This window comes from Ruegeria sp. CG8, from assembly GCF_056537165.1.
The window spans coordinates 36,849-59,586 of sequence record NZ_JBQFRA010000008.1 but is presented as its reverse complement, the minus strand read 5'-3'; the positions used below and the strand labels follow the sequence as shown (position 1 = coordinate 59,586).

Below are 22,738 nucleotides of genomic sequence, written 5' to 3'. Positions count from 1 at the left end.
AAACGCAATCGCATGGCAAGCGCGTCACAGATCCCGGATCCAGAACTGCAGCGGTTTGAGGGTTTCCGTCTCCTCGCCCAGATCTTTCCAAGAGAACTGGGCGATCACTCCGGGCAGAGGCGCATAACCGCGGGCGCGCCAGAAATCATCCAGCGGGCGGTAGGTCGCGGGCCGCATCGGGTGGCCGGCCGGGCGCTGAACGCCGCAAAAGGCGCATTGGGCAAAGCCCAGCGCCCGCGCGTGCCCCTCGCGCAGGTCAAAGAACGCATGTCCGACGCCTTGTCCGCGATAGTCGGGCAGCAAAACGGATTCGGCGCAATAGAAGATCTGCGACAAGTCCAGCCCGGTGCCGTCGAAAGCGGCGGCGAAATCCTCGGCATGGTCGGCCAGCGGCGCGCCGGTCGCGGCCCCTACCAGCCGCTCGCCGTCAAAGGCGCCAACCACGATCGCCCGGTCGCTGTCGCGGTAGGATTGCAGGTATCCGCGCTCATAGTCCAGATCGCCGTCATAGAGATAGGGCCAGTCGCGGAACACCGCGATGCGCAGGCGCGCCACGTCGTCCAGCGCCGCCGACAGGGCCTCGCCGGTCAGGGCGCGGACGGCCGTGACCTCAGCCACCCGACACCTGTTTCACCCAGTCAGCCAGATTGTAATAAGTGGTCACGCGGGTGATCTTGCCGTCCTTGAGGTCAAAGAACGAGCCGGCGGGCAGGCGATAGGTTTGACCCGAGGCCGCGGGCAGGCCGGCATCGGTTTCCAGATAGGTGCCGTTAACTATGTATTCAGCGGCCGCGCGGGTGCTGCCCTGGGCCTCGAAGATCACCATGTCGGTCAGGGTCTCGCGATAGCAGCGGTTCATATGCGCGCAGAATTCGGCGAATTTCTCTTTGCCGACGCGAATCTGGCCTTCGTTCACGTGATGGGCCACGTCGTCGGACAGGCAGGCCAGCATGCCGGCCACATCCCCGGCGTTGAAGGCATCGAAATAGGCTTGGACGGTCTGGGTCATGCGATCTCCGTAGGTTCCCCCCAGCGATCCTTCAGGTGTTTGATGATCTGATCGCGGGTCTGACGGTAGTGGTGTAGCTTTTCCTCGCGCGTTTCGCCCAGTCCGGTAGGGTCCATTATTGGCCAATAATCGACATCGAGGTGAAAAACCCGCGTCAGTTCCAGCGCTTTGCGCTGGCTGGCAGGCGACAGGGCCACAATCAGGTCGAATGATCCCAGGTCATCGCCCCATTCCTGCATCTCGTCGAACGACCGCGACCGGTGGCGTGACAGTTCCACGTCGATCTCCTGGCAGACGGCGATGCTGAACCCGTCGATTTCCAGGTCGTTGTGTACCCCGGCCGACTGCACATATGTGCCCGTGCCGTAGAATTTCTTCATGATGCCTTCGGCCATGGGCGAGCGCACCGCGTTGTGGTCGCAGCAGAACAGGACCGAATGCGGCAGAGGCTTCACCCGTCAGCCTCCGAAATGAAGCACGCAGATCAGCGTGAACAGGCGGCGGGCGGTGTCGGTGTCGATCTCGGCCTTGCCCTCGAGCCGTTCTTGCAAAACCCGGCTGCCTTCGTTGTGGATGCCGCGCCGGGCCATATCGATGGTTTCGATCTGGCTGGGCGGCAGGGTCTTGACCGCATCGAAATAGCTTTCGCAGATCTGGAAGTAGTCCTTGACCACCTGCCGGAACGGACCCAGTGACAGATGGAACTCGGCGGCTTTCTGGCTGTCTTCGGTGGTGACGTCGAACACCAGCCGCTTGTCGCGGATCGACAGTTGCACGTGATAGGGGCCGTCGGGCACCAGCCGGTCGTCACGTTTGGGCAGGGCAAACGAGTTTTCCTCGAGCAGGTCATAGATCGCAACCTTGCGCTCCTGCTCGATCTCGGGCGTCGGCGGCGGCAGGTTTCGATCGTCCAGTTCGATATGTGAAATGCGGGTCATGGTCATCGACTTCCGTTCAGGTCAGGCCAGACCTAGCGCACCTATGCCCGAGGGACAACGCGGGAAACGGGCCGAACGCAAGGTCAGATGGGGTGATCGTCGGGGTCGATCCCGTGCTTGCGCAGCAAGGTGTCAACAAGCGAACCGGGATTGATGGCGCGGTCTTTGAAGATTCTGCGAAACCACGAGCCGTAGAAATGGATCGAGGTTTTGTCACGCCAGTTCAAGAAATCCAGCTTCGAAAGTTCAGGGTCGTTCCAAAGCGCACGATGTCGTGGCGGTATGGCGTAGATTTCAGTGCGCTCGACAGCCATCTGCCGTTCCATCCCTTTGTAGACGAAATGATACAACATCGGCGGGCCCAGACTAAACAGTGGCAGGCTCCAATAGGTCGATCTGCCAAAGATCTTCAGATAGGCGCGCTGCTGCTCTTCCGGCCACCAGGGTGGAACCAGATCACTGTTAAAGGCAAAATCGCACATTTCGGCCAAGGCGGGGCTGTCGCTGGGAAAGGCCAGCACTCCATTCATCATGCGCCGGGTCTTCCGGTTTCCGAGCGGAAACAGGTACCCTTGCTCAGTTTGAAACGGCCGCAGGGCATAGGCATCCGCATCCACCCATATCTGATCGGTTTGTTGAAGAAGCTTCAGGCGGAACAGGTCCGCATGTACTGCGACCGACCGCGTGATCGGATCGCGATAGACTTCGGGCGCGTCGAATACCTCGCGCGCATCGCGGGCCTCAACATAGCCCGGAATGTCCTTCAGATCGCCATAGTGATAGACGATCGGCTTCTGATCCAAATCCGCAAAAGATTTTAGGCACAGATGCTCCAGAAAGCTGAAGCGCTCCCCGATCCAGAGGGTTGCGACACGTTCCAAATTCGGCTCCGGGTTTTTCCCAAGACGTTACCGGTTAAAACGCACGGGTCGGACGACCACCGCAAGTGGTTTTGCACGCGCCGCGGCAGTCGCAAGCCGGATGTGACCCCGCCGCCATGATGCCAAGGTCAACCGTTCAGCCGCTTGAGCCGCGCGCCCACGGATAGCCCGTGCGCCTCCAGGCTTTCCGACCGCGCCAATTGCTCGGCCGCCGGGCCGATGGCGCGCAGGGCCTCGGGCGTCATGTGGCTGAGCGTGGTGCGTTTGAGGAAATCCATCACGCTGAGCCCCGACGAAAACCGGGCCGAACGTGCGGTGGGCAGCACATGGTTCGGGCCGCCGACATAGTCGCCGATGGCCTCGGGCGTGTACTGGCCCAGGAAAATGGCGCCGGCGTGGATGGTCTTGCGGCTCAGCGCCACCGGATCGGCCACGCACAGTTCAAGGTGTTCGGGTGCGATGCGGTTCGACAGCGCGGCGGCTTCGTCCAGGTCGCGCACAGTGATCACCGCACCAAAGTCGCGCCAGCTCGCCCCGGCGATCGCGCGTCGTTCGAGTGTCTCCAGCCGTTTTTCCACCGCCTCGGCCACCGCGCGGCCGAATCCGGCATCATCAGTGATCAGGATCGACTGGGCGCTTTCGTCGTGCTCGGCTTGGCTGAGCAGGTCCAGTGCGATCCAGTCGGGGTCGTTGTCCTTGTCCGCGATCACCAGAATTTCGGAGGGGCCGGCGATCATGTCGATGCCCACCTTGCCGAACACCCGCCGTTTTGCCGCCGCGACAAAGGCGTTGCCCGGTCCGGTGATCTTGTCCACCGGCGCGATCGTGTCGGTGCCATAGGCCAGAGCGGCAATCGCCTGCGCGCCGCCAATGCGATAGATTTCGTCGACCCCCGACAGACGCGCGGCTAGCAGGACCAGCGGGTTGACCTGTCCGTCCGGCGTGGGCACCGCGATGGCCAGCCGCTCGACCCCGGCCACCTTGGCCGGAATGGCATTCATCAACACCGAGGACGGGTAGGAGGCCAGCCCGCCCGGCACGTAAAGCCCCGCGGCAGACACTGCCGACCAGCGCCAGCCCAGGGTCGCGCCCGCCTCGTCGGTCCATTCCTGGTCCTGCGGCATCTGGCGTTCGTGATAGGCGCGGATGCGCGCGGCCGCCAGTTCCAGCGCCGCGCGGTCATCGTCGCTGACGGTCGCGATGGCCTGCGTCACCTCGGCGGCGCTAAAGGCCAGAGTGTCCGGCGTCAGTTGCAACCGGTCGAATTTTGCGGTCAATTCGATCACCGCAGCATCGCCACGCGACCGCACGTCTGCGATGATCTGCGCCACGACGGCGTCGACATCGGGGCTGTCTTCGCGTTTGGCGGACAGAAGGGCCAGGAATCCGGTTTCGAAATCGGCGGATGTCGTGTCGAGGAAAACGGGCATTTGCGTACTCCGGGGCGTTTGAACGGGTCTTATCGCCCGCCGGGGCGGGCCTCAACCCTCAGCCTGAGGGGTGCAGCGATTTGCGCAGGGGAAATTGGGGAATGCCGTTCCAGTCCGCGGGATCTCCCGCCGCGACCCAGCCGTTCCGGCGATAGAAGTCCAGCGCGGTCTTGGTTGACATCAAATACCCGTGGTGGCCCCGGACAGGGCCAGTTCAGACTCAAGCCGGGACAGCAGCGCCGCACCGACCCCCTGCCCTGCGTGGCCCGGATCGACATAAAGCAGCGAAATCTCGGCCGGTGCGCGCAGCCCACCCACGGCGGCCACATATGCCCGTTCCGCTCGGCCAGCCAGATCTGGGCGCCCGACGTGATCCAGTTGCGAACGGTCTGCGGGTCCTTGTTGGCAGTCCACGCTGCGATCTTGTCTGGTCGATTTTCGTGGTCGGCCTCACTCAGTCGGGTGATGGAGCGGACCAGAACCTGACTCAACCCGAACACGTCGAACACGGTGGCCCGGCGCAGCGACACGCCGGCCTGCCCCGGAGCCAGCGCCTGCGAAATGCCACGCTTGTTCTGCATGTCAGTCCGGGTGCCGAGGCGCCTTGCCCGAAGGCGCACGATAGGGGCGGGTCACATCCTTGAGCGTTGCATCAACCGCTTCCACCGTCAGACGGATCGCGCCATCCCCGGCCAGCACAAGCAGCACCTCGCCTGTGCCATCTTCCGAAGGGTGGAACTCGATATCAAGAACCGAGAGGATCAGGTCCTTGTCGGATCGATCAACCCCCTGGCTGGACACCGACAGGACCGAGTCGAATACCAGCAGCGACTGCACCCGCTCGAATTCCCGACCACGGCGCTCGGCTGCTTCCTTGTCCTCCCACCGGAACCGGTTGAGCAGCAAGGCAAAGCGGCGGCGGGTTGGTTGCCAGGTCATTTCGCTGACCGGAAAAACCGCATCCTGCGTCAGCGTTGCGATCACCTTGAGGTCCTCGGCATCCAATGCGCCAAGGTTCAGCGGCGCCTCGCGCCCGTCTTCGAATGTTGCGTCTGCCATCAGCCCTTGATCCGTTCTATTTTCGCGCCCACGCCTTCCAGCTTGCGGACCACATGCTCATATCCGCGGTCCAGATGATAGACCCGGCTGACGGTTGTTTCGCCCTCGGCCGCCAACCCGGCCAGGATCAGCGAGACCGAGGCCCGCAGATCGGTGGCCATGACTGGCGCACCCTTAAGACGCTCGACCCCGGTCACCGTCGCGGTGCCGCCATGCACCTCGATCTGCGCGCCCATGCGCACCAGTTCAGGGGCGTGCATGAAGCGGTTCTCGAAAATCCGTTCCTCCAGCACCGAGGTTCCCTCGGCCGTGCACATCAGCGCCATCATTTGCGCCTGCAGATCGGTAGGAAAGCCCGGGAACGGCTCGGTCACCACGTCCACGGCGCGCACCCGGCCATTCTTGCGAGAGACTTTCAGGCCCTGTTTCGTCTCGGCGACGTCCACCCCGGCGGCCGTCAGCTTCTCGACGAAGGATTCGACCAGTGACAAGCGGCCGCCCAGCAGTTCGACCTCACCGCCGCATATGGCGGGGGCCAGCATGTAGGTGCCCAGTTCGATCCGGTCGGTGACCACCTGGTGCGTAGCCCCGTGCAGGCGGTCGACACCCTGGATCTCGATCGTCGAGGTGCCCTCGCCCTCAATCTGCGCGCCCATGCTGCGCAGGCATTGAACCAGGTCCACGATCTCGGGCTCGCGTGCGGCGTTTTTCAGAACCGTGGTGCCCTTGGCCAGAGTCGCGGCCATGACGATGTTCTCGGTGGCACCCACCGAGGCAAAGCGCATTTCATGCACCGCCCCCTTCAATCCACCTGGCGCCTTGGCGTGCAGGTAGCCGTCCTTCAACTCGATTTCGGCACCCAGTGCTTCCAGCCCCTCGACATGCAGGTCCATCGGCCGCGCCCCGATCGCACAGCCGCCCGGCAGCGACACCACGGCCTGCCCGAAACGCGCCAAGAGCGGCCCCAGAACGAGGTTCGAGGCACGCATCTTGCGCACGATCTCGTAATCGGCGGTGTGGCTGGTCAGGTCATGGCTGGACATCGCCAGAACCTGGCCGTCCTGCAGGGCCGACACCTCGGCCCCCAGCGACTGCAGCAGCGCGGCCATGGTCTTGATGTCACTCAGACGCGGCGCGTTGGTCAGCGTCAGCGGATCTTCGCTGAGCAACGTGGCCGGCATCAGCGTCAGACAGGCATTCTTGGCCCCCGCGATCGGAATTTGGCCGTGAAGCGGCCCGTTGCCCGTTACCAGAATCGAATCCATCTGCTCTTAGTCCTTGTGCTGTCCCGGCCGGTCATCCTGTGCGCTGCGCGCCTTGGCCTGCGCCTTGCGCCGCGCCAGGTTTGCCTTGAGGGCAGCCTTGAGCCGATCTTCGCGCGCGGATCCGGATTGTCCGTGTTTTTTGGGTGATTTTTTCTCTGCCATGATCTTTCTCTACAGGAGGCGAAAAAAACCGTCCAGAGACCCTTGCGCCCCGTTTCGTTTGAGTCTAATCACCCGCCCACAGCGCTGCTGTAGCTCAGAGGTAGAGCACTCCCTTGGTAAGGGAGAGGTCGAGAGTTCAATTCTCTCCAGCAGCACCATCTTCCAATTTTTTTTCCGGATTCCGTTGCACGACGCCTCACTATCTTGGCAGCAAAGACTTACCTAACGTCAACCAGACATGGCTGGAAATCACACACATCTGACACCTTCCCGCAATACTAATGCCAATATTGCAATACATAGCGGATCAATCCTGCCGATCCGTTTGATGGTGTTTTTTTAACGAGGGGGTACTTCGGTAGGACCAGGGGTGAGGCCGAAGCGCTGAATTCAAGACCGGGGCTTCCGGTCCTCCCCCGCCGATTTCACGGGGCTATCCGCCCCGGAGTCTCTGCATCAGATAGACCTCGGCCCCGTCGGGAATAGGTTCGGACAGACCCGCTGCAATGATCCGGCCATTGACGGCAACGGACACGCCCGCGTCGATCGGCGCCTGCAGTTGCGGATGAAGGCGCACCAGTTCGCGCAGCAGCTCGCCGGTTGTCGCAGCCTGAACCCGCACCACTTCCTGCCCCCCGGTCAGCGACCGGAGACCGGACCAGAGATGGACCTCAACCATTGCCCTTGAGCGCGGCCAGAATGCGCGGCGGCGACATCGGCAGTTGCCGCATCCGCACGCCCGCCGCGTTCGAAACCGCATTGGCGATGGCCGCCAGCGGTGGCACGATGCCGGTTTCGCCCACGCCACGCACGCCGAACGGGTGGCCGGGGTTGGGCACCTCGACGATCACCGTGTCGATCATTGGCAGGTCGCTGGCCACAGGGATACGGTAGTCGAGGAACACCGGATTCTGCAGCCGGCCATCCTCGCCGTAGATGTATTCCTCGTTCAGCGCCCAGCCGATGCCCTGCGCCGCGCCGCCCTGGAACTGGCCCTCGACATAAGCCGGGTGGATCGCCTTGCCTGCGTCCTGGATGACCGTGTAGCGGGTGATCGAGGTCTTGCCGGTTTCGGAATCGACCTCGGCATCGACGATATGGGTGCCGAAGGACACGCCTGCGCCTTCGGGGGTCGCCTCGAAATGGCCCGAGATCGGGCCGCCGGTACGCCCCATGTCGGCGGTGATCTCGGCCAGCGGCAGCGGGTCGAAATCGCCCGCGTTGGGGCCGGATGGCACCGCGCAGCCGTTTTCCCATTTCACCGCGTCCACGGGGATGCCCCATTTGGCGGCCGCGCGTTCGCACAGTTTCTCGACGGCGTGCTGCGCCGCCTTGATCGTGGCCAGACCGCTGGCATAGGTCACGCGCGAGCCGTGGCTGACGTCGTTGTAACCCAGCGTGGCGGTGTCGGCGATGGTCACGCGGATGTTCTCGTACGGAATACCCAGCACCTCGGCCGCCATCAGCGCCATCGACGCGCGCGAGCCGCCGATATCGGGCGTGCCGACCATCAGCTGTGCCGAGCCGTCCTCGGACAGGGCCAGCGACACCGAGGTCTCGCCCCCGTGGTTGAACCAGAACCCACAGGCGATGCCCCGCCCCTGCCCCGGCTTCAGCGGCGCGGAATAATGCGGGTGGGCCTTGGCGGCCTCGAGCGTCTCGACCAGGCCGATCCGGTCATAGGTGGGGCCATAGCTGGCCTTGGTGCCCTCGCGCGCGGCGTTCTTCAGGCGCACATCGACCGGGTCGAGGCCCAGTTTCTTGCACAGCTCGTCAATGACCGACTCCACAGCAAACGCCCCCATCGGCGCGCCCGGCGCGCGATAGGCGGCCTGTTTCGGGCGGTTGGACATGACGTCATATCCCACCTGCCGCACGTTGGTCAGGTTGTAGGGGGCAAAGGCGCACATCGCGGTCATGTCGCCCGGCGCACCCGGAAAGGCACCGCCTTGCAAGCGGAACACGCCCTGGGCGGCGGTGATGGTGCCGTCTTTTTTCATTCCGATCTTGACGTCCATCGAGGCCGAGGCGGTCGGCCCCGTGGCCCGCAGAACCTCGGACCGGGACATCACGATCTTGACCGGACGGTTGGCCTTGCGCGACAGCGCCAGCGCCACCGGTTCGATGAACACGGTGGTCTTGCCGCCGAACCCGCCGCCGATTTCCGATGCGGTCACGCGCAGCTGCGCGGTTTCGATCCCTAGCAGCGCCGCGCAGGTCTTTTGTACGATCCAGTGGCCCTGGGTGCAGCACCACAGCTCGCCCTTGCCGTCAGCGCCCAGCGAAGCAAGGCAGGCGTGCGGTTCGATATACCCCTGGTGGGTGGCCTCGGTGACGAAGTGATCCTCGATCACCAGATCGGCCTCGGCAAAGCCCGCCTCGACATCGCCATGCCCGCTTTCGTGATAGCGCACGACATTGGGGTGCATGCCCTCGGGCACCGAATAATCGGCCGCGCCCTCGCGGATCACCGGTGCGTCGGGCGCCATCGCCTTGTCCACGTCGGTGACATGGGGCAGCACCTCGTATTCGACCTCGATCAGCTTGAGCGCATCCCGCGCCGCCAGCGCCGAACTGGCCGCAACCGCCGCCACCGCGTGCCCGTCATAGAGCGCCTTTTCCCCGGCCATGACGTTTTCCAGAACGTTCCAGAACTCGCCCTCGAGCCCCGGCTTGAACGGGACATCGGCGAAATCGGCGCGGGTGACCACGGCTTTCACGTCCCGATGCGCCTCGGCCTTCGAGGTGTCGATCCGGACGATCCGCGCATGGGCGTGGGGCGAGCGCAGGATGGCGCCGAACAGCATGCCCGGCGCGGTCACGTCGGCTCCGAACCGGGCGCGGCCGGTGACTTTGTCCAAACCGTCGGGACGATTCGGGCGGGTACCCACGAAGGTGAAATGCGACTTGCGATCGTCGAGTGCCATTACGAAGCCTCCCGCAGCTCGGCGGCCGTCTCCAGAACGGCGCGGATGATCTTGTCATAACCCGTACAGCGGCACAGGTTGCCGGCCAGCCAATAGCGGGCCTCTTCCTCGGTCGGGTCGGGGTTCTTTTCCAGCAGCGCCTTTGCGGCGACCAGAACGCCCGGTGTGCAAACCCCGCATTGCAGCGCGGCATGGTCGATGAACTTGCGCTGCAGCGGGTGCAGGGTTTCGCCCTGGGCCATGCCTTCAATGGTTTCGATCTGCTTGGCCTCGGCCTCGACCCCCAGCACCAGGCAGGAACAGACCAGCCGCCCGTCCAGCGTGACCGAGCAGGCCCCGCAATCGCCGGTGCCGCAGCCTTCCTTGGCGCCGGTCAGGTTCAGCTTGTCGCGCAGACAGTCCAGTAGGGTTTCGCGCGCGTCGCACAGGTATTCGACGGTGTCGCCGTTGACGGTGGTGGTGACGTGATGCTTGGTCATGCGGTCTCTCCCTTGGCGCGGGCATAGGCGATTTTCGCGGCGCGTTTTGCCAGAACGCCGGCCACTTCGGTGCGGAATTCGATCGTGCCGCGTTTGTCGTCGATGGGTTTGCACGCGGCCGAGGCGGCGGTGGCCAGCGCCGCCAACGCGGCATCGTCCAGCGTGGTGCCGATCAGCGCCCGGGCGCAGTCTTCGACCAGCAGGACGGTGGGTGCCACGGCCCCCAGCGCAACGCGGGCCTCGGTGATCGTGTCACCATCGACGCGCAGGTTCACGCCCACGCCGACCACGGCGATGTCCATCTCGGTGCGCGGAATGAAGCGCAGATAGGCGTCGCCGCCATTTTCGCCCCGCGCCGGGATGTGCAGAGCCGAGATCAGCTCGCCCTGCGCCAGCGAGGTCTTGCCGGGGCCGGTCGGGATGCCCTCGACCGCCACGACCCGATCGCCGTTCGGGCCGGTCACCGTCGCCGTAACCCCTGCGGCCACCATGGCCGGAACCGAGTCGGCTGCAGGCGAGCCGTTGCACAAGTTGCCTGTCAGCGTGGCACGGCCCTGAACCTGGGTCGAGCCGATCAGGTCCATCGCCTCGACTACACCGGGCCACTCGCGGCCCAACTGGGGGTGTTCGCTCATCTCGGCGCCGGTGACGGCCACGCCCAGCGTCCAGCTGCCATCGGCGTTGCGGGTGATGGCGTGTACGCCGTCGATCGCCTTGATGTCGATCAGGGTGTCGGGGGGCACGATCTCGGACCGCAGCTGCACCAGAACGTCGGTGCCGCCGGCCAGAAACCGCGTGATGCCCGTTGCATGGGCAGCCAGATCCGAAGCTTCGGCAAAGCTGGCGGGGCGGTGATATTGCATGATTGTACCTCGCGCCTGTTGGTCAGGGTTCACTGGGTTTGGGGCGACGTTAGAGCAGCCGCGCGGCGGCGTCCATGGCCCGCGCGACCTATTTTTTCGCCTGAAAATGTCGCTTTTCGACCGGCGTCAGAGGTCGATCTCGACCACCCCGCCCGGCTCGGCCGCCCGGCTCTGGCACAGAATCAGCGCCGATTCCCGCTGCTTGCGCGACAGAACGAAATCGCGATGCTCGACCTCGCCTGCAATCAGCCCGCATTTGCAGACGCCACAGATACCGTCGGCGCATTTCACGTCGACATGGATGCCGGCCTCGTTCAGCACCTGCGCCGCGTCCTTGTCGGCGGGTACCTCAAGGTCACGCCCTGACCGTGCCAACCGCAGGGTGAACGGGTGGTTTTCATAATCGGGCTGCTCGGGCACCGAGAAATACTCCAGATGCCGGGCCTCCTCGGGCCAGCCCTGGCGTTCGGCGGCCTGCATCACCGCCTCCATGTAGCGGTCCGGGCCGCAGGTATAGACATGCCAGCCGTCGCGATAGCCCGCCAGGATCGCGTCCAGGTCGGCGCGGGTGCCCTCGTCCGAGACTTGCAGATGCACGCGGTCCGCCCAGGGCGCTGCGGCCAGATCGGCCAGATACCCGGCCTTTTCCCGTGAGGGAACGGAATAATGCAGATCGAAATCGCGGCCCAGCGCGTGCAGGCGATGCGCGAAGGCGATCATCGGGGTGATGCCGATGCCGCCGCCCATCAACAGAGTGCGGGAGGCGGTCTCATCCAGTTGGAAATGATTGATCGGCTTTGACACGAACACCTTGCGGCCCGGCGTGAAGATCCGGTGCAGCAGGGCCGATCCGCCGCGGCCCTGATCCTCGCGCAGGACCCCGATCTGATAGGTCATGCGGTCGGCCGGGTCTCCGGACATCGAGTATTGCCGCAGGAATTCCGGCGCCACCAGCACATCCAGATGCGCGCCGGCCGTCCAATCCGGCAAGGGCGTACTATCTGGTGTGGAGAACTCGTATTTGGTGACGTCTGCCGTCATCTTCTCGACCTTCGACAGCACCAGCTGCATCACCGGCGCATCGCCCGAGATCGTGTAGCGGTGGATAACCGACATGTCTCCGGCGGCCAGACGGGTCTTGTAGTCCTCGGCCGTGACCATCGCCTTATAGGCGGCAATCCCGGCCTCGCGATCCATCGCGAACGGATAGGGCCAGGGATGCGGGGCCAGCGGGGCGGGATAGACGGCCAGCGTCTGATCCTCGTATTTCAGGTCAAGATCCTTTTGCAGATCGCGCCGGTTCAGCGGGTGCGCTGTGGGCCGATAGGCGCCGTCGGGCTGCAGTTCCAGATCCCACCACCATTTCTTGGTGTCGTTCAGCCCGCCATTGCCCAGCGCATCGTCCAGTTTCGCCAGCGCGGGCGCAGCGGCGGGAATGGTCATCGCAGCCCAGCGGAAGGGGCGTTCGGCGAACAGCCCTTCCAGGTTCCAGGGGCAGGTCTTCATGCAGCGCCCGCACATCGCCCCGCCGGGCGTGGTGATCCGGTAGGTGGCGCATTTCTGGCTGTCGGATTTCCAGATCTCGTAGCCGTTGAACATCAGCTTGGGCCCGGCGGTGATCGCCCCCGAGGGGCATTCGCGAGCACATTTGTTGCAGCTTTCGCAGAACCGCTGCAGGCCAAAGTCGATGGGCTTGTCGTGGGTCATGGGCATGTCGGTCGTCACGACCCCCGATTTCAAGCGCGGGCCCAGGAACGGGTTCAGAATGACCTCGCCCATGCGGCTGACCTCGCCCAGCCCCGACAGCAACAGCAGCGGCGGCTGCAGCACTTCGCCATCCATCACCGTATGCGCCTTGGCCTTGTAGCCCAGATTGCGGATCTGACGGGCCAATACCCCACCCAGCAGCGAGAACCGCAGATAGGCGCGCATCGACTGGGCGACGCTGATCCAGTCATCGCCGGATGCGCCCTCCATCGTCTCATAACCCTGGTCGATGATCATGCTAACGGCCTGATCGTGGGGCGGCACGATTTCCTCGCCGGTAGCGTCGTGGGAATACCACGCCCACTCGGGGCAGCGGCTGAGGCCCACGGCATCGACGCCCAGGAAATAGCTGGCCGCCTTCAGGTTGGCGGCGTTGCGATCTGCGTCATTGGGTTTGGGGCCATCGGCGCTGTCGCCATCCTGCAGCAGGACGAAGGCCCCCAGCGCGCGCCGTTGGGCAAAGCTGGGCGCGGATTTTCGGACGTAGTGCCCGCCCTTCGCCGCGTCCTGCAGCGGTTTGCCCATGTCGCCGAACTGCGCCCGCGCAAACATGTCGGCGCGTTTGGGCACGCGGGGCACGTTCGCTTCGTCGATATAGGTGGTCGGGCTGTCCACGCGTTTGAGCGTCTCGAACGGGTGCGCGCCATCGACATAGCGGCGGCGGGCGAAAGGGTCGCAGTTCAGCGCGCTTTTGGCAAAACCCGCGCCCAGCCACCACGCGGGGCCTTGGGTGCGGAACCACGGCTGCCGGTCGCGCGGGGCCAGCGGTCGATCATGGGCGATTTCCATCTCGGTGGTCACGGCGGCCAGCCCGAACCGGCGCCCCAGCCAAGGGGCCACGGCGGTGCCATCCTCGGCCCAGACCAGCCCGGCTGCGGCGGCAAGGCGCGGCAGGTCCACGTCCGAGGACATCACCGAATGCGCCCGCGCGTCATACCCCAAAAGCCGGATGTAATTGGCGATCACCACCGCGTTTTCGGTGGCCAGCAGGCAGGCGCGGTGGTCCTGCGCATCCAGGATCCACTCGGCGCCGGGCTCGGCCGGATCGGGGTCGCGATGATGTTCGTACAGGAACACGATAGCATGGCGATGGGCGGTGATCGGCCCCGGCTGGGCCGCGACGCTGTCGCGCAGGTCGGCCATGATCACGTCGATCCCCGAGGCCAGGGTCTTCGTCTGCCGGGTCTGCAGCGCATGGGCCAACCGGTCGATATCAGGGTTGCGCCGGGGCTGGTCCAGCAGCGCCTGCGGCGGCAGAGGCCCGCAGCCCATCATCGATGCATCGTTGAAATAGCCGAATGCCTTCAGGTGGTTGGCGCGTTCAGCCGGATCGTGAGGCATCTCGGCCCGGGCCGGATTGACGAAACCATCGCGGATGGTGTCCAGCATCGCCTGAAACTCGCCCATTGCGTTGACGATGCTGTGGGGCTTTTCGGGGCGGTCGAAACTCAGCACCGGCATGGGCGCCAGCGCCGACAGATCGGGCAGCGCATCCTGTCGCCGCAGCCGCTCAAGCGGATAAGGACCCATGTGAACGGGTCGGTTCTTGTCCGAGAAAAAGCGGATCCCCATCGCGTGCCTCCTGTTGCCAAGCTTCCCCTAGCGCGGCATGAACAGCAACACCATTCATGGCGGATCATAAACGGTATGAAGAAAATTGATTTCACGGATCTGGACGGCAAGGTCCTGCGCACCTTCCTGACGATCCTCGAGGAAAACTCGGTGTCCAAGGCCGCCGACCGGCTGGGTGTCACGCAATCGGCCATCAGCCACACGTTGGCCAAACTGCGGCAGGTGCTGGGCGATCCGCTGTTCGTGCGGTCGGGCCAGGGGCTGCGCGCGACCGAGCGGGCGCTGGCGCTGAAAGACCCGGTGCAGAGGGTGCTGGACGGGATGCGCGCCCTGACCGATGAGCGGCCCTTTGACCCGCTGTCAGAAGAGATCACCGTCCAGATCGCCACCAACGACATGCCGCGCGAGCTGATCTTTCCGCAGTTGCTGCGCAGGGCGCGGGCCGATGGGGTGCGGCTGCGGCTGGGGTTCATGCCCTCGGGCGTGCCCGACCCTGAACTGCTGCGCAGCGACCGGTGCCAGCTGATGCTGACCCCGCTGCCGCCGGACGGCCCCGACATCTTTCAGAAGCTGCTGGTGAGCAGCCCCCTGATAGTGTTCTACGACGCCGAACGCCGCGACCCGCCCGCCGACTGGGCCGCCTATTGCGCCTCGGACCATGTCGAGGTGCGGTTTCCCGATGGGCGCAACGCGCGGGCGGTGATGCGCGGCGTGGATCAAAGCCAGATCCGCCCGCCCACCGTGACCCTGCCGCATTTCAACGCGATCCCGGCCTTCGTGAAGGGCAGCGATCTGATCTCGACCGACACGGCGCTGATGAAATGCGGCCCATTGGCGGCGCTGGACTGCGCGCCCCTGCCCTTCGATTGTCAGCCGGTTTCGATCTACATGGTCTGGCACCAGCGGTTCGCCAACGATCCCGCCCATCGCTGGCTGCGGGGCCAAATCGCGGCGATTGCCGCCACGCTTCAGGCCTGAGCCCGCAGCCAGTCGCGCATCAGCGCCACCAGATCCGGCTGCCGCGGCTTGCGCGGGGTGACGATATGGAACCCCAGATCGTCCAGCAGCACCTGCGCCAGCGGTTGCACCAACCGTCCCGCCGTCAGCTCGGCCGCGACCAGTGGCGCATTGGCCAGCGCAAAACCCTGCCCGGCCACGGCAGCGTCGATGGCCAGGCTGGTCTGGCTGAAATTCATCATCCTCGGGCGCCCCTGAACGCCGGCGCGTTCCAGAAACAGGGGCCACAGACCGTGTGAATCGCTGAGCAATACATGCGCCAGCAGGTCTTGCGCCGACGTCACCTGCGCGGCCAGGCCGGGGCTGCCGACGACGACGAATTCGGTGGGGAACAGCGGCTCGGCCACCAGGCCGTCGCCGAACGGCGCGCGGCCCTGCCGCACCGCGATATCCACCCCGTCCGTCTGGAAATCAGCCAGCCGCTCGCGCGCATCGACCTGCACCGAGACATCCGGGTGGCGCGCGGTGAAATCGCCCAGCCGCGGCACCAGCCATTTCGAAGCAAAGCTGGGTGTGACCGACAGGGTGATCTGACGCTGGCCGGACAGGTCTTCGACCGCCTCTTCGATCAGACGGAAAGCGCGGCGCAGGGGCGCGTGGAACCGCCGACCGGCCTCGGTCAGGCGCAGGCCGCGTGGCAGACGGTCGAACAACAGGGTGCCCAGCCGCGCCTCGAGGCCGCGGACCTGCTGCGCCACAGCCCCTTGGGTGACACCCAGTTCCTGCGCCGCCAGCCTGAAGTTCAGGTGTCGGGCCGACGCCTCGAAGGCGCGCAGGGCGTTCAGCGGAGGAAGGGCAGCCATGACGCTCACACAATAGATTTTCTACAGCCATAGAGCAGAAGAACTGATTGGTCAAACGGCGGGCCACGCTTCATCTTGGCGGCAGATGGAAACGGAGAACGAAGATGACAGAAAAAGTGGCTCTGATCACCGCCGGCGGCAGCGGCATGGGCGCGGATGCGGCGCGGCGTCTGGCGGCGGACGGGTTCAAGGTGGGCATCCTGTCCTCGTCGGGCAAGGGCGAGGCGCTGGCGGCCGAACTGGGCGGCGTGGGCGTGACCGGCTCGAACCAGTCGAATGACGACCTGCAGAGGCTGGTCGATGCGGCGATGGCCCATTGGGGGCGGATCGACGTGCTGGTGAACTCGGCCGGTCACGGACCCCGCGCGCCGGTGCTGGAGCTGACCGACGAGGACTGGCATCAGGGGATGGAGGTCTATTTCCTGAACGCCGTGCGCCCCACAAGGTTGGTCACCCCGATCATGCAGGCGCAGGGCGGCGGGGCGATCATCAACATCTCGACCTTCGCGGCGTTTGAGCCGGACCCGGTCTTTCCGACCTCGAGCGTATTCCGGGCAGGGCTTGCGGCGTTCACCAAGCTGTTCGCCGACAGATATGCCGCCGAGAACATCCGCATGAACAACGTCCTGCCCGGCTTCATCGACAGCCTGCCGGAAAAGGAGGAGTTCAAGGCCAAGATCCCCATGGGCCGCTACGGGCGCAGCTATGACGAGATCGCCTCGGTCATCGCGTTCCTGGCCTCCGAGGGCGGCGGCTACATCACCGGGCAGAACATCCGGGTGGATGGCGGGATCACCCGCTCGGTCTGATTGGTCAGACCCTTGCCTTGGCCAGATGCGTCAGCGTCGCGCCGGTCTCAAAGAAGGCGCGGCGCAGGCCTGTCCAGCTTTCGCTGTGCTCAGGCACCGGCGGCAGCGGCAGGCGGGCGGGGTCGCCCGACAGCAGGCTGTCGGCCATCATGCGGCCGAACACCGTGCCCGGCCCGATCCCGCGCCCGGAATAGCCATGCGCCGACAGCGCGTTTGGCCCGATCTGCACCAGCTTCGGGATATGGTCCGAGTTCATGGCGATGCGCCCATGCCAGCCGTCCTTCAGCGGCTGATCGGCCAGAGCGGGGAAGATCTGCGCCAGTTTGCGCGTGATCCAGCTGCGATGAGCGAAACTGCCCGCGTGGCCCAGATCGCCCATCGCCCCGATCACCAGCCGCCCGGCCTGATCCATGCGGAACGAGGTCATGATCAGCCCGGTATCCCAACAGCCCTCGCCCCCCGGCAGCAGGATGGCGCGGATGTTTTCGGGCAGCGGGTCGGTGGCGTATTGGAAGTAGTAGACCGGCACATAGTCCTGCCGGGTGTCAGGCAGCCCCGCGTGATAGGCGTTGGTGGCCTGGATCAGCGCTTTGGCCCGCACCGTGCCTTGCGGCGTGTCCAGATGCCAAGCGTCGCCATCGTGGCGCAGGGTCTGCACCGGGCTGTTGGCGTGGATCGCGGCCCCGGCCTGCCGCGCCGCGCGGGCAAGGCCCTGCACATAGGCCAGCGGCTGGATCGTCCCGGCGCGCGGGTCGAAGATGGCGCCGTGAAAGGCCTCGCTGCCGGTGCGGCGGGCGGTTTCCCGCGCGGACAGCAATTCGACCGGCGCGCCATCGGCGGACAGCTGTTGATGGCGGGTTTGGAGGTCGCGCAGGCCCTTGGGCGAATGGGCCAGGTGCAGGGTTCCGGCCTGCACCGGCTCGCAGTCGATGGCGTGGTCTCGGATCAGACGGAACACCTCGGCCGGGGCCTGCGCCAGCAGGGCGATCAACCGGTCGCCGGCCTCGTGGCCCAGATGGGCGCGGATCTCGGCCGGGGGCAGCCACAGCCCGGCATTGGCCAGCCCGACATTGCGGCCCGACCCGCCATGGCCGATCTGGTACGCCTCGAGCAAACAGACCGACGCCCCCGCCTGCGCCGCGTGCAACGCCGCCGAGCAGCCCGTATAGCCTCCGCCGATCACGGCGAGGTCCACCGTGGCGGACCCGGTCAGGGGCGGGACGTCCACCCGCTCGCGGCTGGTCTTGGTCCACAGGCTGATTTCCGGGTCCGAGTTCATGGCGGGATGTCCTTGAATGCGCGCGCAGATTTCCCGAGGGCTCAGCCGATGGCAAGGGGTCTTTGATCCTCGCGCCCCAGCGCGATCAGGAAGGGGTCCTGTGCCTGCAGGGCCTGAAAGCTCTCTTTGTCGGACATGCCGCGCCAGTTGGCCAGCACCAGCGATTGCGCCACCGCGCCGCCCAGCGTCGCGCCAGGGCCGGTGACGATGAACAGGTCGGGTGCGAATTCGCGGGCGGCGGTCTGCACCGCGCGGGTGAAATCGTAAGGCTCGGTCACCTGATGGCCCAGCGTATAATCCCACAGCGCGCCCGTGTCGGTGGCGCCGGGCCACCAAATCTTGCCGCGCCCGTCGATCATCGGCAGGTCGGGCTGAGTGAACAGCGTGGCGGGCAGTTGGCGGCGGCCCTCCTGCGCCACGGGCGCCTGCAGGCGCGTGTGAAAGGCCGCGTGGTTGGCCAGCCTCATCGGGAACCGCTCCTGCACTACGGGCTGGGCGGCCTCGAAGCCCTTGAGCCCGGCTTCGTTGCCCGCCAGCACAAGCATCCCACCCAGGTCGATCGACAGGGCGAGGTCATGCTCCGGCAATGCATTGATACGCGCTACTTCGGCCAAAAGCTCGGCCTTGCGGGCGGGATCGTCGCGCCAGTCGTCGCCGGTGAAGGGATAGACCAGCTGCCCGCCGATCAGGTGGGTCTGCATCAGCGTGCCCATGGTGTTGACCACCCGGAACCCGTTTTCCGGCGACAGCGCGCCAGCAGCGGCCAGCGCGATATACCAGCCCATTGAGTTGCCGGTGACGGCCACCACCTCGATATCCTCGGACAGCGCCTGCGCATCGGCCAGCGCCGCGGCGTAAATCAGCGGCGAGGCCACGTCGCCGCGGGAATATTTGCTGACCGAGAAGCGCGACGCGCCGTCCAGTGCGGTCACCGCCTCCTGGCCCGTCTCGGCGCGGATCGCGTCGAATTCGCGGAACAGTTCCATGCGGTTCGAATGGTGACGGTGCAGATAGCCCAGCTCGGGCTTGTTGTAGGTGCCCCGGCCGGGGCAGATCACGACGGCGGTGCGGGTCATTTTGCGGCTCCGGTCAGGGTCAGGGCGGCGGCCACGATGCCATCCTTCGAAGGCAGCGGCGCGGCATAGGCGGGGCCGGTTGCGATGAAGCAATCCTCGGCCACCACGCGGGCGGTGGGCAGGTCGGTCTGTTCGGCAAAGAGCGTCATCAGGGCCTCGGACTGGCTGCCGGTGCGGCGGCATTCATCGACGATCAGGACGTGTTTGCAGCCCTTGGTGGCCTCCAGCAGCGCCTGTTCCGGCAGCGGCGCCAGCCAGCGCATGTCGATGATGCGGGTCTTGAGGCCCGCCGCTGCCAGTTCGGGCAGCGCCTGTTTCGACAGGTAATGGCCGTTGCCGTAAGTCACGATCGCCAGATCGGTGCCATCGCCATGCACGCCCACCTCGCCCAGCGCGATCCGTTCGCCGGGCGCGGGATAGCGGGTCATCCACGCGCTGTCCTGCCCTTCGTGCAGGTCGCGCATCGGGTAGAGCGCGATTGGTTCCAGGAACACCACCACCCGCTGCTCCTCGCGCGCAAGGCGCACGCATTCGCGCAGCATCCGCGCCGCGTCCGCCCCGGTCGAGGGGCAGGCGATGATGACGCCCGGAATGTCGCGCAGCACCGCCAGCGAGTTGTCGTTGTGGAAATGCCCGCCAAAGCCTTTCTGGTAGCCCAGCCCCGCGATCCGCACGACCATCGGGTTGGTGAACTGCCCGTTCGAGAAGAAGGGCAGCGTGGCGGCCTCGCCGCGGATCTGGTCCTCGGCATTGTGCAGATAGGCGAGGAACTGGATCTCGGGGATCGGGAGAAAGCCGTTATGGGCCATGCCGATGGCTAGGCCGAGGATGGACTGTTCGTCCAGCAGCGTGTCGATCACCCGGTCGGGTCCAAAGCGCTGCTGCAGCTTCTGCGTCACGCCATAGACGCCGCCCTTGCGGCCCACATCCTCGCCCATGCAGACGAGCTCGCCATGTTCCAGCATCAGGTCGGTCAGCGCCCAGTTGATCAGGCGGGCCATCGGCTGCGGGTCGTCCATCGCGCGCAGGTCGCTGCCGAAGGCGGCGGCGCGGGCCTCGGCGCTGGGGCCGTTGGTGGGCTTGCAAGGACGTTTCGGCGGGATCAGGCTGGCCGCGACTTCGGCGGCGGTGGCCAGATGCGGGCGCGTGGCGGCCTGCGCCGCGATGCGGTCGGTGCGGGCGCAAGTTTGTTCATAGATCTTCAACGCCTGATCGGGCGACAGCGCCCCGGCCTGATCCAGCAGGCGCACCGAATGCAGCAGCGGATCGTTGGCCTCGTCGGCCTCGACCTCGGCGCGGCTGAGATAGGTGGTGGGCACATCCGCCCCCGCATGGCCATACAGCCGCACGGTTTTCAGGTGCAGGAAGGCCGGCTTGCGCCGGGTGCGGACGTATTCGGCCGCTTGCTGCGCCACCGCGAAGGTTTCATAGATGTCCAACCCGTTGGCCTGGAAATACCTGATGCCCGGACGATACTCCATCGAAGCCTGAATCCAGCCCTTGGGCGTCTTGACCGAGATGCCGATGCCGTTGTCCTCGCAGACAAAGAGCAGCGGCAGCGGGATCGACTGCACGCTGGTCCAGCCGGCGGTGTTGATCGCCCCCTGCGCGGTGGAGTGGTTGGCCGAAGCGTCGCCAAAGGAGCACATCGCGATGCCGTCCTCGGGCAGTTGCCGGTGTTCGGGGTCATGCCGCCGCGCCGCACCCAGGCTATAGGCCGCCCCCACCGCCTTGGGCAGGTGGCTGGCGATGGTCGAGGTCTGCGGCGGGATCATCAGCGCCTTGGAGCCCAGCACCTTGTGCCGCCCGCCCGAGGTCGGGTCCTCCTCGGAACAGGCGAAACTCAGCAGCATGTCCCAGGCGATCTGCTGGCCGGGCACCTGCTCGGCCCGGGCGATCTGAAAGGCGGCGTCGCGATAGTGCAGAAAGGCGATGTCGGTCGGGCGCAGGGCATGGGCCACGGCGGCCATGCCTTCGTGCCCCGACGAGCCGATGGTGTAGAACCCCTGCCCCGCCTTCTGCATCGCCCGGCTGGTGCGGTCCAGCGCGCGGCTGAGGACCTGAGAGCGGAACAGCGAGACCGCCTCGGGCGCAGTCAGGCCCGGGCGCGGCGGCGCGCCCGCGGGCAGGTCGCGGTTGGCAACGCGGGTCAGGAAGTTTTCGTGAACGATCTGGGCGCGATCCATCTGGGTTCCCCGGTCAGGTCAGAGTTTGGCCGTGGCGTCGGCAATCCGGCGCAGGCCTTGGGTCAGGCTATCGGTGTCATAGGCAAAGGAAAGCCGAAAATGCCCCGGCATGCCGCAGGCCCGCCCCGGCACCACCGCGACGCCCGCGTGATCTAGAAGGTGTCGGCAGAATTCCGGGTCCGAGGGCATCGCCGCGGGCGTCTGCGGAAAGACGTAGAAGGCGCCGTCGGGCACCGGGCAGTCCAAACCGGCGGCGTTCAGGCCTGCAACGACCAGATCGCGGCGCGCACGCATCGCCGCGCGGCGTTCGGCCAACAGGTCCTGCGGGCCGGTCAGCGCGGCCAGCGCCGCCGCCTGCGCGATGGAACAGGCGCCCGAGGTGATCTGCCCCTGCACCGCCGCCATCGCCTTGATCAGCGGCGCGGGGCCGATGCCCCAGCCGATGCGCCAGCCGGTCATCGAATAGGCCTTGGACACGCCATTCACCGTCAGCGTGCGGTCGGCCAGCGCCGGAACCGCCTGGGTAAAGGGCGTGAAGGGCACATAGGCGAGGTGCTGATAGATCTCGTCCGAGGTTACCCAGACCTGCGGGTGCTGTTCCAACACAGCGCCCAGCGCCTGCAATTCGGCCTCAGAGTAAACCGCCCCGGTCGGGTTCGACGGTGTGTTCAACAGCAGCCAGCGGGTGCGCGGGGTGATCGCCGCCTCCAGCTGTTCTGGGGTCAGCTTGAAGCCCTGTTCGCGCGGACAATCCAGCACGACCGGCACACCGCCCGCCAGTTTCACCATGTCGGCATAGCTGGTCCAGAAAGGCGCGGTGGTGATGACCTCATCGCCCGAATCGAGCGTCGCGAGGAACGCGCCGGCCAGCACCTGCTTGGCCCCGGTCGAGACGATGACCTGCGCCGGCTCGACCCCGGCCTGTTCCGCGATAGCGGCACGCAGGGCCGGCGTTCCGGCGGTGGCGGGGTATCGGGTCTGGCCTTCCAGCGCCGCCTTGTGGGCGGCCTCGACCACGTGCGGCGGCGTGGGAAAGTCGGGCTCGCCGGTGCTGAGCGCGATCACGTCCACACCCTGCGCACGCAACTGCGCGGCCCGTTCCGAGATTTGGACGATCTCAGACAATTCGATCCCGTCGAGTCTCCCTGCCCGCCGAAATCCGCTCGAACTGTTCTGAATGGTCATGATCGCCCCGCTGCACTTTTCTACCGCTGCG

General features: G+C 65.8%; 23 protein-coding genes and 1 tRNA gene. 3 read left to right on the top strand and 21 right to left on the bottom strand.

Annotated elements, in window-relative coordinates; genetic code table 11:
- Window positions 1-24: 24 nt before the first annotated feature.
- From ACR0EF_RS18430 to ACR0EF_RS18380, 11 genes are all read right to left on the bottom strand, one after another.
- On the bottom strand, window positions 25-618 hold the full coding sequence (locus ACR0EF_RS18430; RefSeq protein ID WP_170373407.1) for a GNAT family N-acetyltransferase: 594 nt from the start codon (window positions 616-618) through the stop codon (window positions 25-27).
- Window positions 611-1,009, bottom strand: coding sequence for a ketosteroid isomerase-related protein (locus ACR0EF_RS18425; protein WP_170373408.1), 399 nt, complete (start codon window positions 1,007-1,009; stop codon window positions 611-613). The genes ACR0EF_RS18430 and ACR0EF_RS18425 overlap by 8 nt, the downstream gene beginning before the upstream one ends.
- Window positions 1,006-1,464 carry an arsenate-mycothiol transferase ArsC gene (locus tag ACR0EF_RS18420; protein ID WP_170358064.1) on the bottom strand — a complete coding sequence of 153 codons (459 nt, stop codon included), beginning with the start codon at window positions 1,462-1,464 and terminating at the stop codon, window positions 1,006-1,008. The genes ACR0EF_RS18425 and ACR0EF_RS18420 overlap by 4 nt, the downstream gene beginning before the upstream one ends.
- Window positions 1,465-1,467: 3 nt before the next feature.
- Window positions 1,468-1,947, bottom strand: a complete 480-nt coding sequence (locus tag ACR0EF_RS18415; RefSeq protein ID WP_093962859.1) for a UPF0262 family protein — start codon at window positions 1,945-1,947, stop codon at window positions 1,468-1,470.
- Window positions 1,948-2,030: 83 nt separating this feature from the next.
- The gene (locus ACR0EF_RS18410; protein ID WP_170373409.1) at window positions 2,031-2,828 is read right to left on the bottom strand and encodes a glycosyltransferase family 32 protein; all 798 of its coding nucleotides are present in this window, start codon (window positions 2,826-2,828) and stop codon (window positions 2,031-2,033) included.
- Window positions 2,829-2,956: 128 nt separating this feature from the next.
- Window positions 2,957-4,258 (bottom strand): histidinol dehydrogenase, encoded by a 1,302-nt coding sequence (hisD, locus tag ACR0EF_RS18405; protein ID WP_170373410.1) that lies wholly within the window; start codon window positions 4,256-4,258, stop codon window positions 2,957-2,959.
- Window positions 4,259-4,316: 58 nt separating this feature from the next.
- The gene (locus ACR0EF_RS18400) at window positions 4,317-4,439 is read right to left on the bottom strand and encodes a GNAT family N-acetyltransferase (RefSeq protein WP_254438894.1); all 123 of its coding nucleotides are present in this window, start codon (window positions 4,437-4,439) and stop codon (window positions 4,317-4,319) included.
- A complete protein-coding gene (locus ACR0EF_RS18395; protein WP_367646432.1) occupies window positions 4,439-4,672 on the bottom strand; it encodes a GNAT family N-acetyltransferase in 234 nt (77 codons plus the stop codon). The genes ACR0EF_RS18400 and ACR0EF_RS18395 overlap by 1 nt, the downstream gene beginning before the upstream one ends.
- A 168-nt stretch (window positions 4,673-4,840) precedes the next feature.
- Window positions 4,841-5,317 carry a DUF2948 family protein gene (locus tag ACR0EF_RS18390; RefSeq protein WP_170370934.1) on the bottom strand — a complete coding sequence of 159 codons (477 nt, stop codon included), beginning with the start codon at window positions 5,315-5,317 and terminating at the stop codon, window positions 4,841-4,843.
- Complete coding sequence (murA, locus tag ACR0EF_RS18385; RefSeq protein ID WP_170373411.1) at window positions 5,317-6,582, bottom strand: UDP-N-acetylglucosamine 1-carboxyvinyltransferase; 1,266 nt, start codon at window positions 6,580-6,582, stop codon at window positions 5,317-5,319. The genes ACR0EF_RS18390 and murA overlap by 1 nt, the downstream gene beginning before the upstream one ends.
- Window positions 6,583-6,588: 6 nt before the next feature.
- Window positions 6,589-6,744: a hypothetical protein gene (locus tag ACR0EF_RS18380; RefSeq protein ID WP_170337448.1), complete on the bottom strand. Its 156-nt coding sequence runs from the start codon at window positions 6,742-6,744 to the stop codon at window positions 6,589-6,591.
- A gap of 83 nt (window positions 6,745-6,827) precedes the next feature.
- Between ACR0EF_RS18380 and ACR0EF_RS18375 the strand changes: the two genes are divergently transcribed.
- A tRNA-Thr gene (locus tag ACR0EF_RS18375) sits at window positions 6,828-6,902 on the top strand.
- A 275-nt stretch (window positions 6,903-7,177) separates the two neighbouring features.
- Here ACR0EF_RS18375 and ACR0EF_RS18370 read toward each other — a convergent pair.
- From ACR0EF_RS18370 to ACR0EF_RS18350, 5 genes are all read right to left on the bottom strand, one after another.
- Window positions 7,178-7,423, bottom strand: coding sequence for a MoaD/ThiS family protein (locus ACR0EF_RS18370; RefSeq protein WP_170373412.1), 246 nt, complete (start codon window positions 7,421-7,423; stop codon window positions 7,178-7,180).
- Entirely contained in the window at window positions 7,416-9,671 is a 2,256-nt protein-coding gene (locus ACR0EF_RS18365) for a xanthine dehydrogenase family protein molybdopterin-binding subunit (RefSeq protein ID WP_170373413.1), read from the bottom strand. Before ACR0EF_RS18365 ends, ACR0EF_RS18370 begins: the two co-directional genes overlap by 8 nt.
- Window positions 9,671-10,150: a (2Fe-2S)-binding protein gene (locus ACR0EF_RS18360; protein WP_170373414.1), complete on the bottom strand. Its 480-nt coding sequence runs from the start codon at window positions 10,148-10,150 to the stop codon at window positions 9,671-9,673. Before ACR0EF_RS18360 ends, ACR0EF_RS18365 begins: the two co-directional genes overlap by 1 nt.
- Window positions 10,147-11,013, bottom strand: coding sequence for an FAD binding domain-containing protein (locus ACR0EF_RS18355; RefSeq protein ID WP_170370938.1), 867 nt, complete (start codon window positions 11,011-11,013; stop codon window positions 10,147-10,149). Before ACR0EF_RS18355 ends, ACR0EF_RS18360 begins: the two co-directional genes overlap by 4 nt.
- 126 nt (window positions 11,014-11,139) lie before the next feature.
- Window positions 11,140-14,352 (bottom strand): reductive dehalogenase, encoded by a 3,213-nt coding sequence (locus tag ACR0EF_RS18350; RefSeq protein ID WP_170373415.1) that lies wholly within the window; start codon window positions 14,350-14,352, stop codon window positions 11,140-11,142.
- A 75-nt stretch (window positions 14,353-14,427) separates the two neighbouring features.
- Here ACR0EF_RS18350 and ACR0EF_RS18345 point away from each other — a divergent pair, with 75 nt between their 5' ends.
- Window positions 14,428-15,330, top strand: coding sequence for a LysR family transcriptional regulator (locus tag ACR0EF_RS18345; protein WP_170373416.1), 903 nt, complete (start codon window positions 14,428-14,430; stop codon window positions 15,328-15,330).
- Here ACR0EF_RS18345 and ACR0EF_RS18340 read toward each other — a convergent pair.
- Window positions 15,321-16,172, bottom strand: coding sequence for a LysR substrate-binding domain-containing protein (locus tag ACR0EF_RS18340; RefSeq protein WP_170373417.1), 852 nt, complete (start codon window positions 16,170-16,172; stop codon window positions 15,321-15,323). The two genes, ACR0EF_RS18345 and ACR0EF_RS18340, sit on opposite strands and share 10 nt — an antisense overlap.
- 104 nt (window positions 16,173-16,276) lie before the next feature.
- Here ACR0EF_RS18340 and ACR0EF_RS18335 point away from each other — a divergent pair, with 104 nt between their 5' ends.
- A complete protein-coding gene (locus tag ACR0EF_RS18335) occupies window positions 16,277-16,981 on the top strand; it encodes an SDR family oxidoreductase (RefSeq protein ID WP_170373418.1) in 705 nt (234 codons plus the stop codon).
- A 4-nt stretch (window positions 16,982-16,985) separates the two neighbouring features.
- Here the strand turns inward: ACR0EF_RS18335 and ACR0EF_RS18330 are convergent, their stop codons facing one another.
- Genes ACR0EF_RS18330 through ACR0EF_RS18315 form a run of 4 tightly spaced genes read right to left on the bottom strand, consistent with a single transcriptional unit; the run spans window position 16,986 to window position 22,707 of the window.
- On the bottom strand, window positions 16,986-18,260 hold the full coding sequence (locus ACR0EF_RS18330; RefSeq protein ID WP_170373419.1) for an NAD(P)/FAD-dependent oxidoreductase: 1,275 nt from the start codon (window positions 18,258-18,260) through the stop codon (window positions 16,986-16,988).
- 41 nt (window positions 18,261-18,301) lie between these two features.
- A complete protein-coding gene (locus ACR0EF_RS18325; RefSeq protein ID WP_170373420.1) occupies window positions 18,302-19,336 on the bottom strand; it encodes an ACP S-malonyltransferase in 1,035 nt (344 codons plus the stop codon).
- Window positions 19,333-21,522: a dehydrogenase E1 component subunit alpha/beta gene (locus tag ACR0EF_RS18320; RefSeq protein ID WP_170373421.1), complete on the bottom strand. Its 2,190-nt coding sequence runs from the start codon at window positions 21,520-21,522 to the stop codon at window positions 19,333-19,335. The genes ACR0EF_RS18325 and ACR0EF_RS18320 overlap by 4 nt, the downstream gene beginning before the upstream one ends.
- An 18-nt stretch (window positions 21,523-21,540) precedes the next feature.
- Complete coding sequence (locus tag ACR0EF_RS18315; RefSeq protein WP_170373422.1) at window positions 21,541-22,707, bottom strand: pyridoxal phosphate-dependent aminotransferase; 1,167 nt, start codon at window positions 22,705-22,707, stop codon at window positions 21,541-21,543.
- Between the last annotated feature and the right edge of the window lie 31 nt (window positions 22,708-22,738).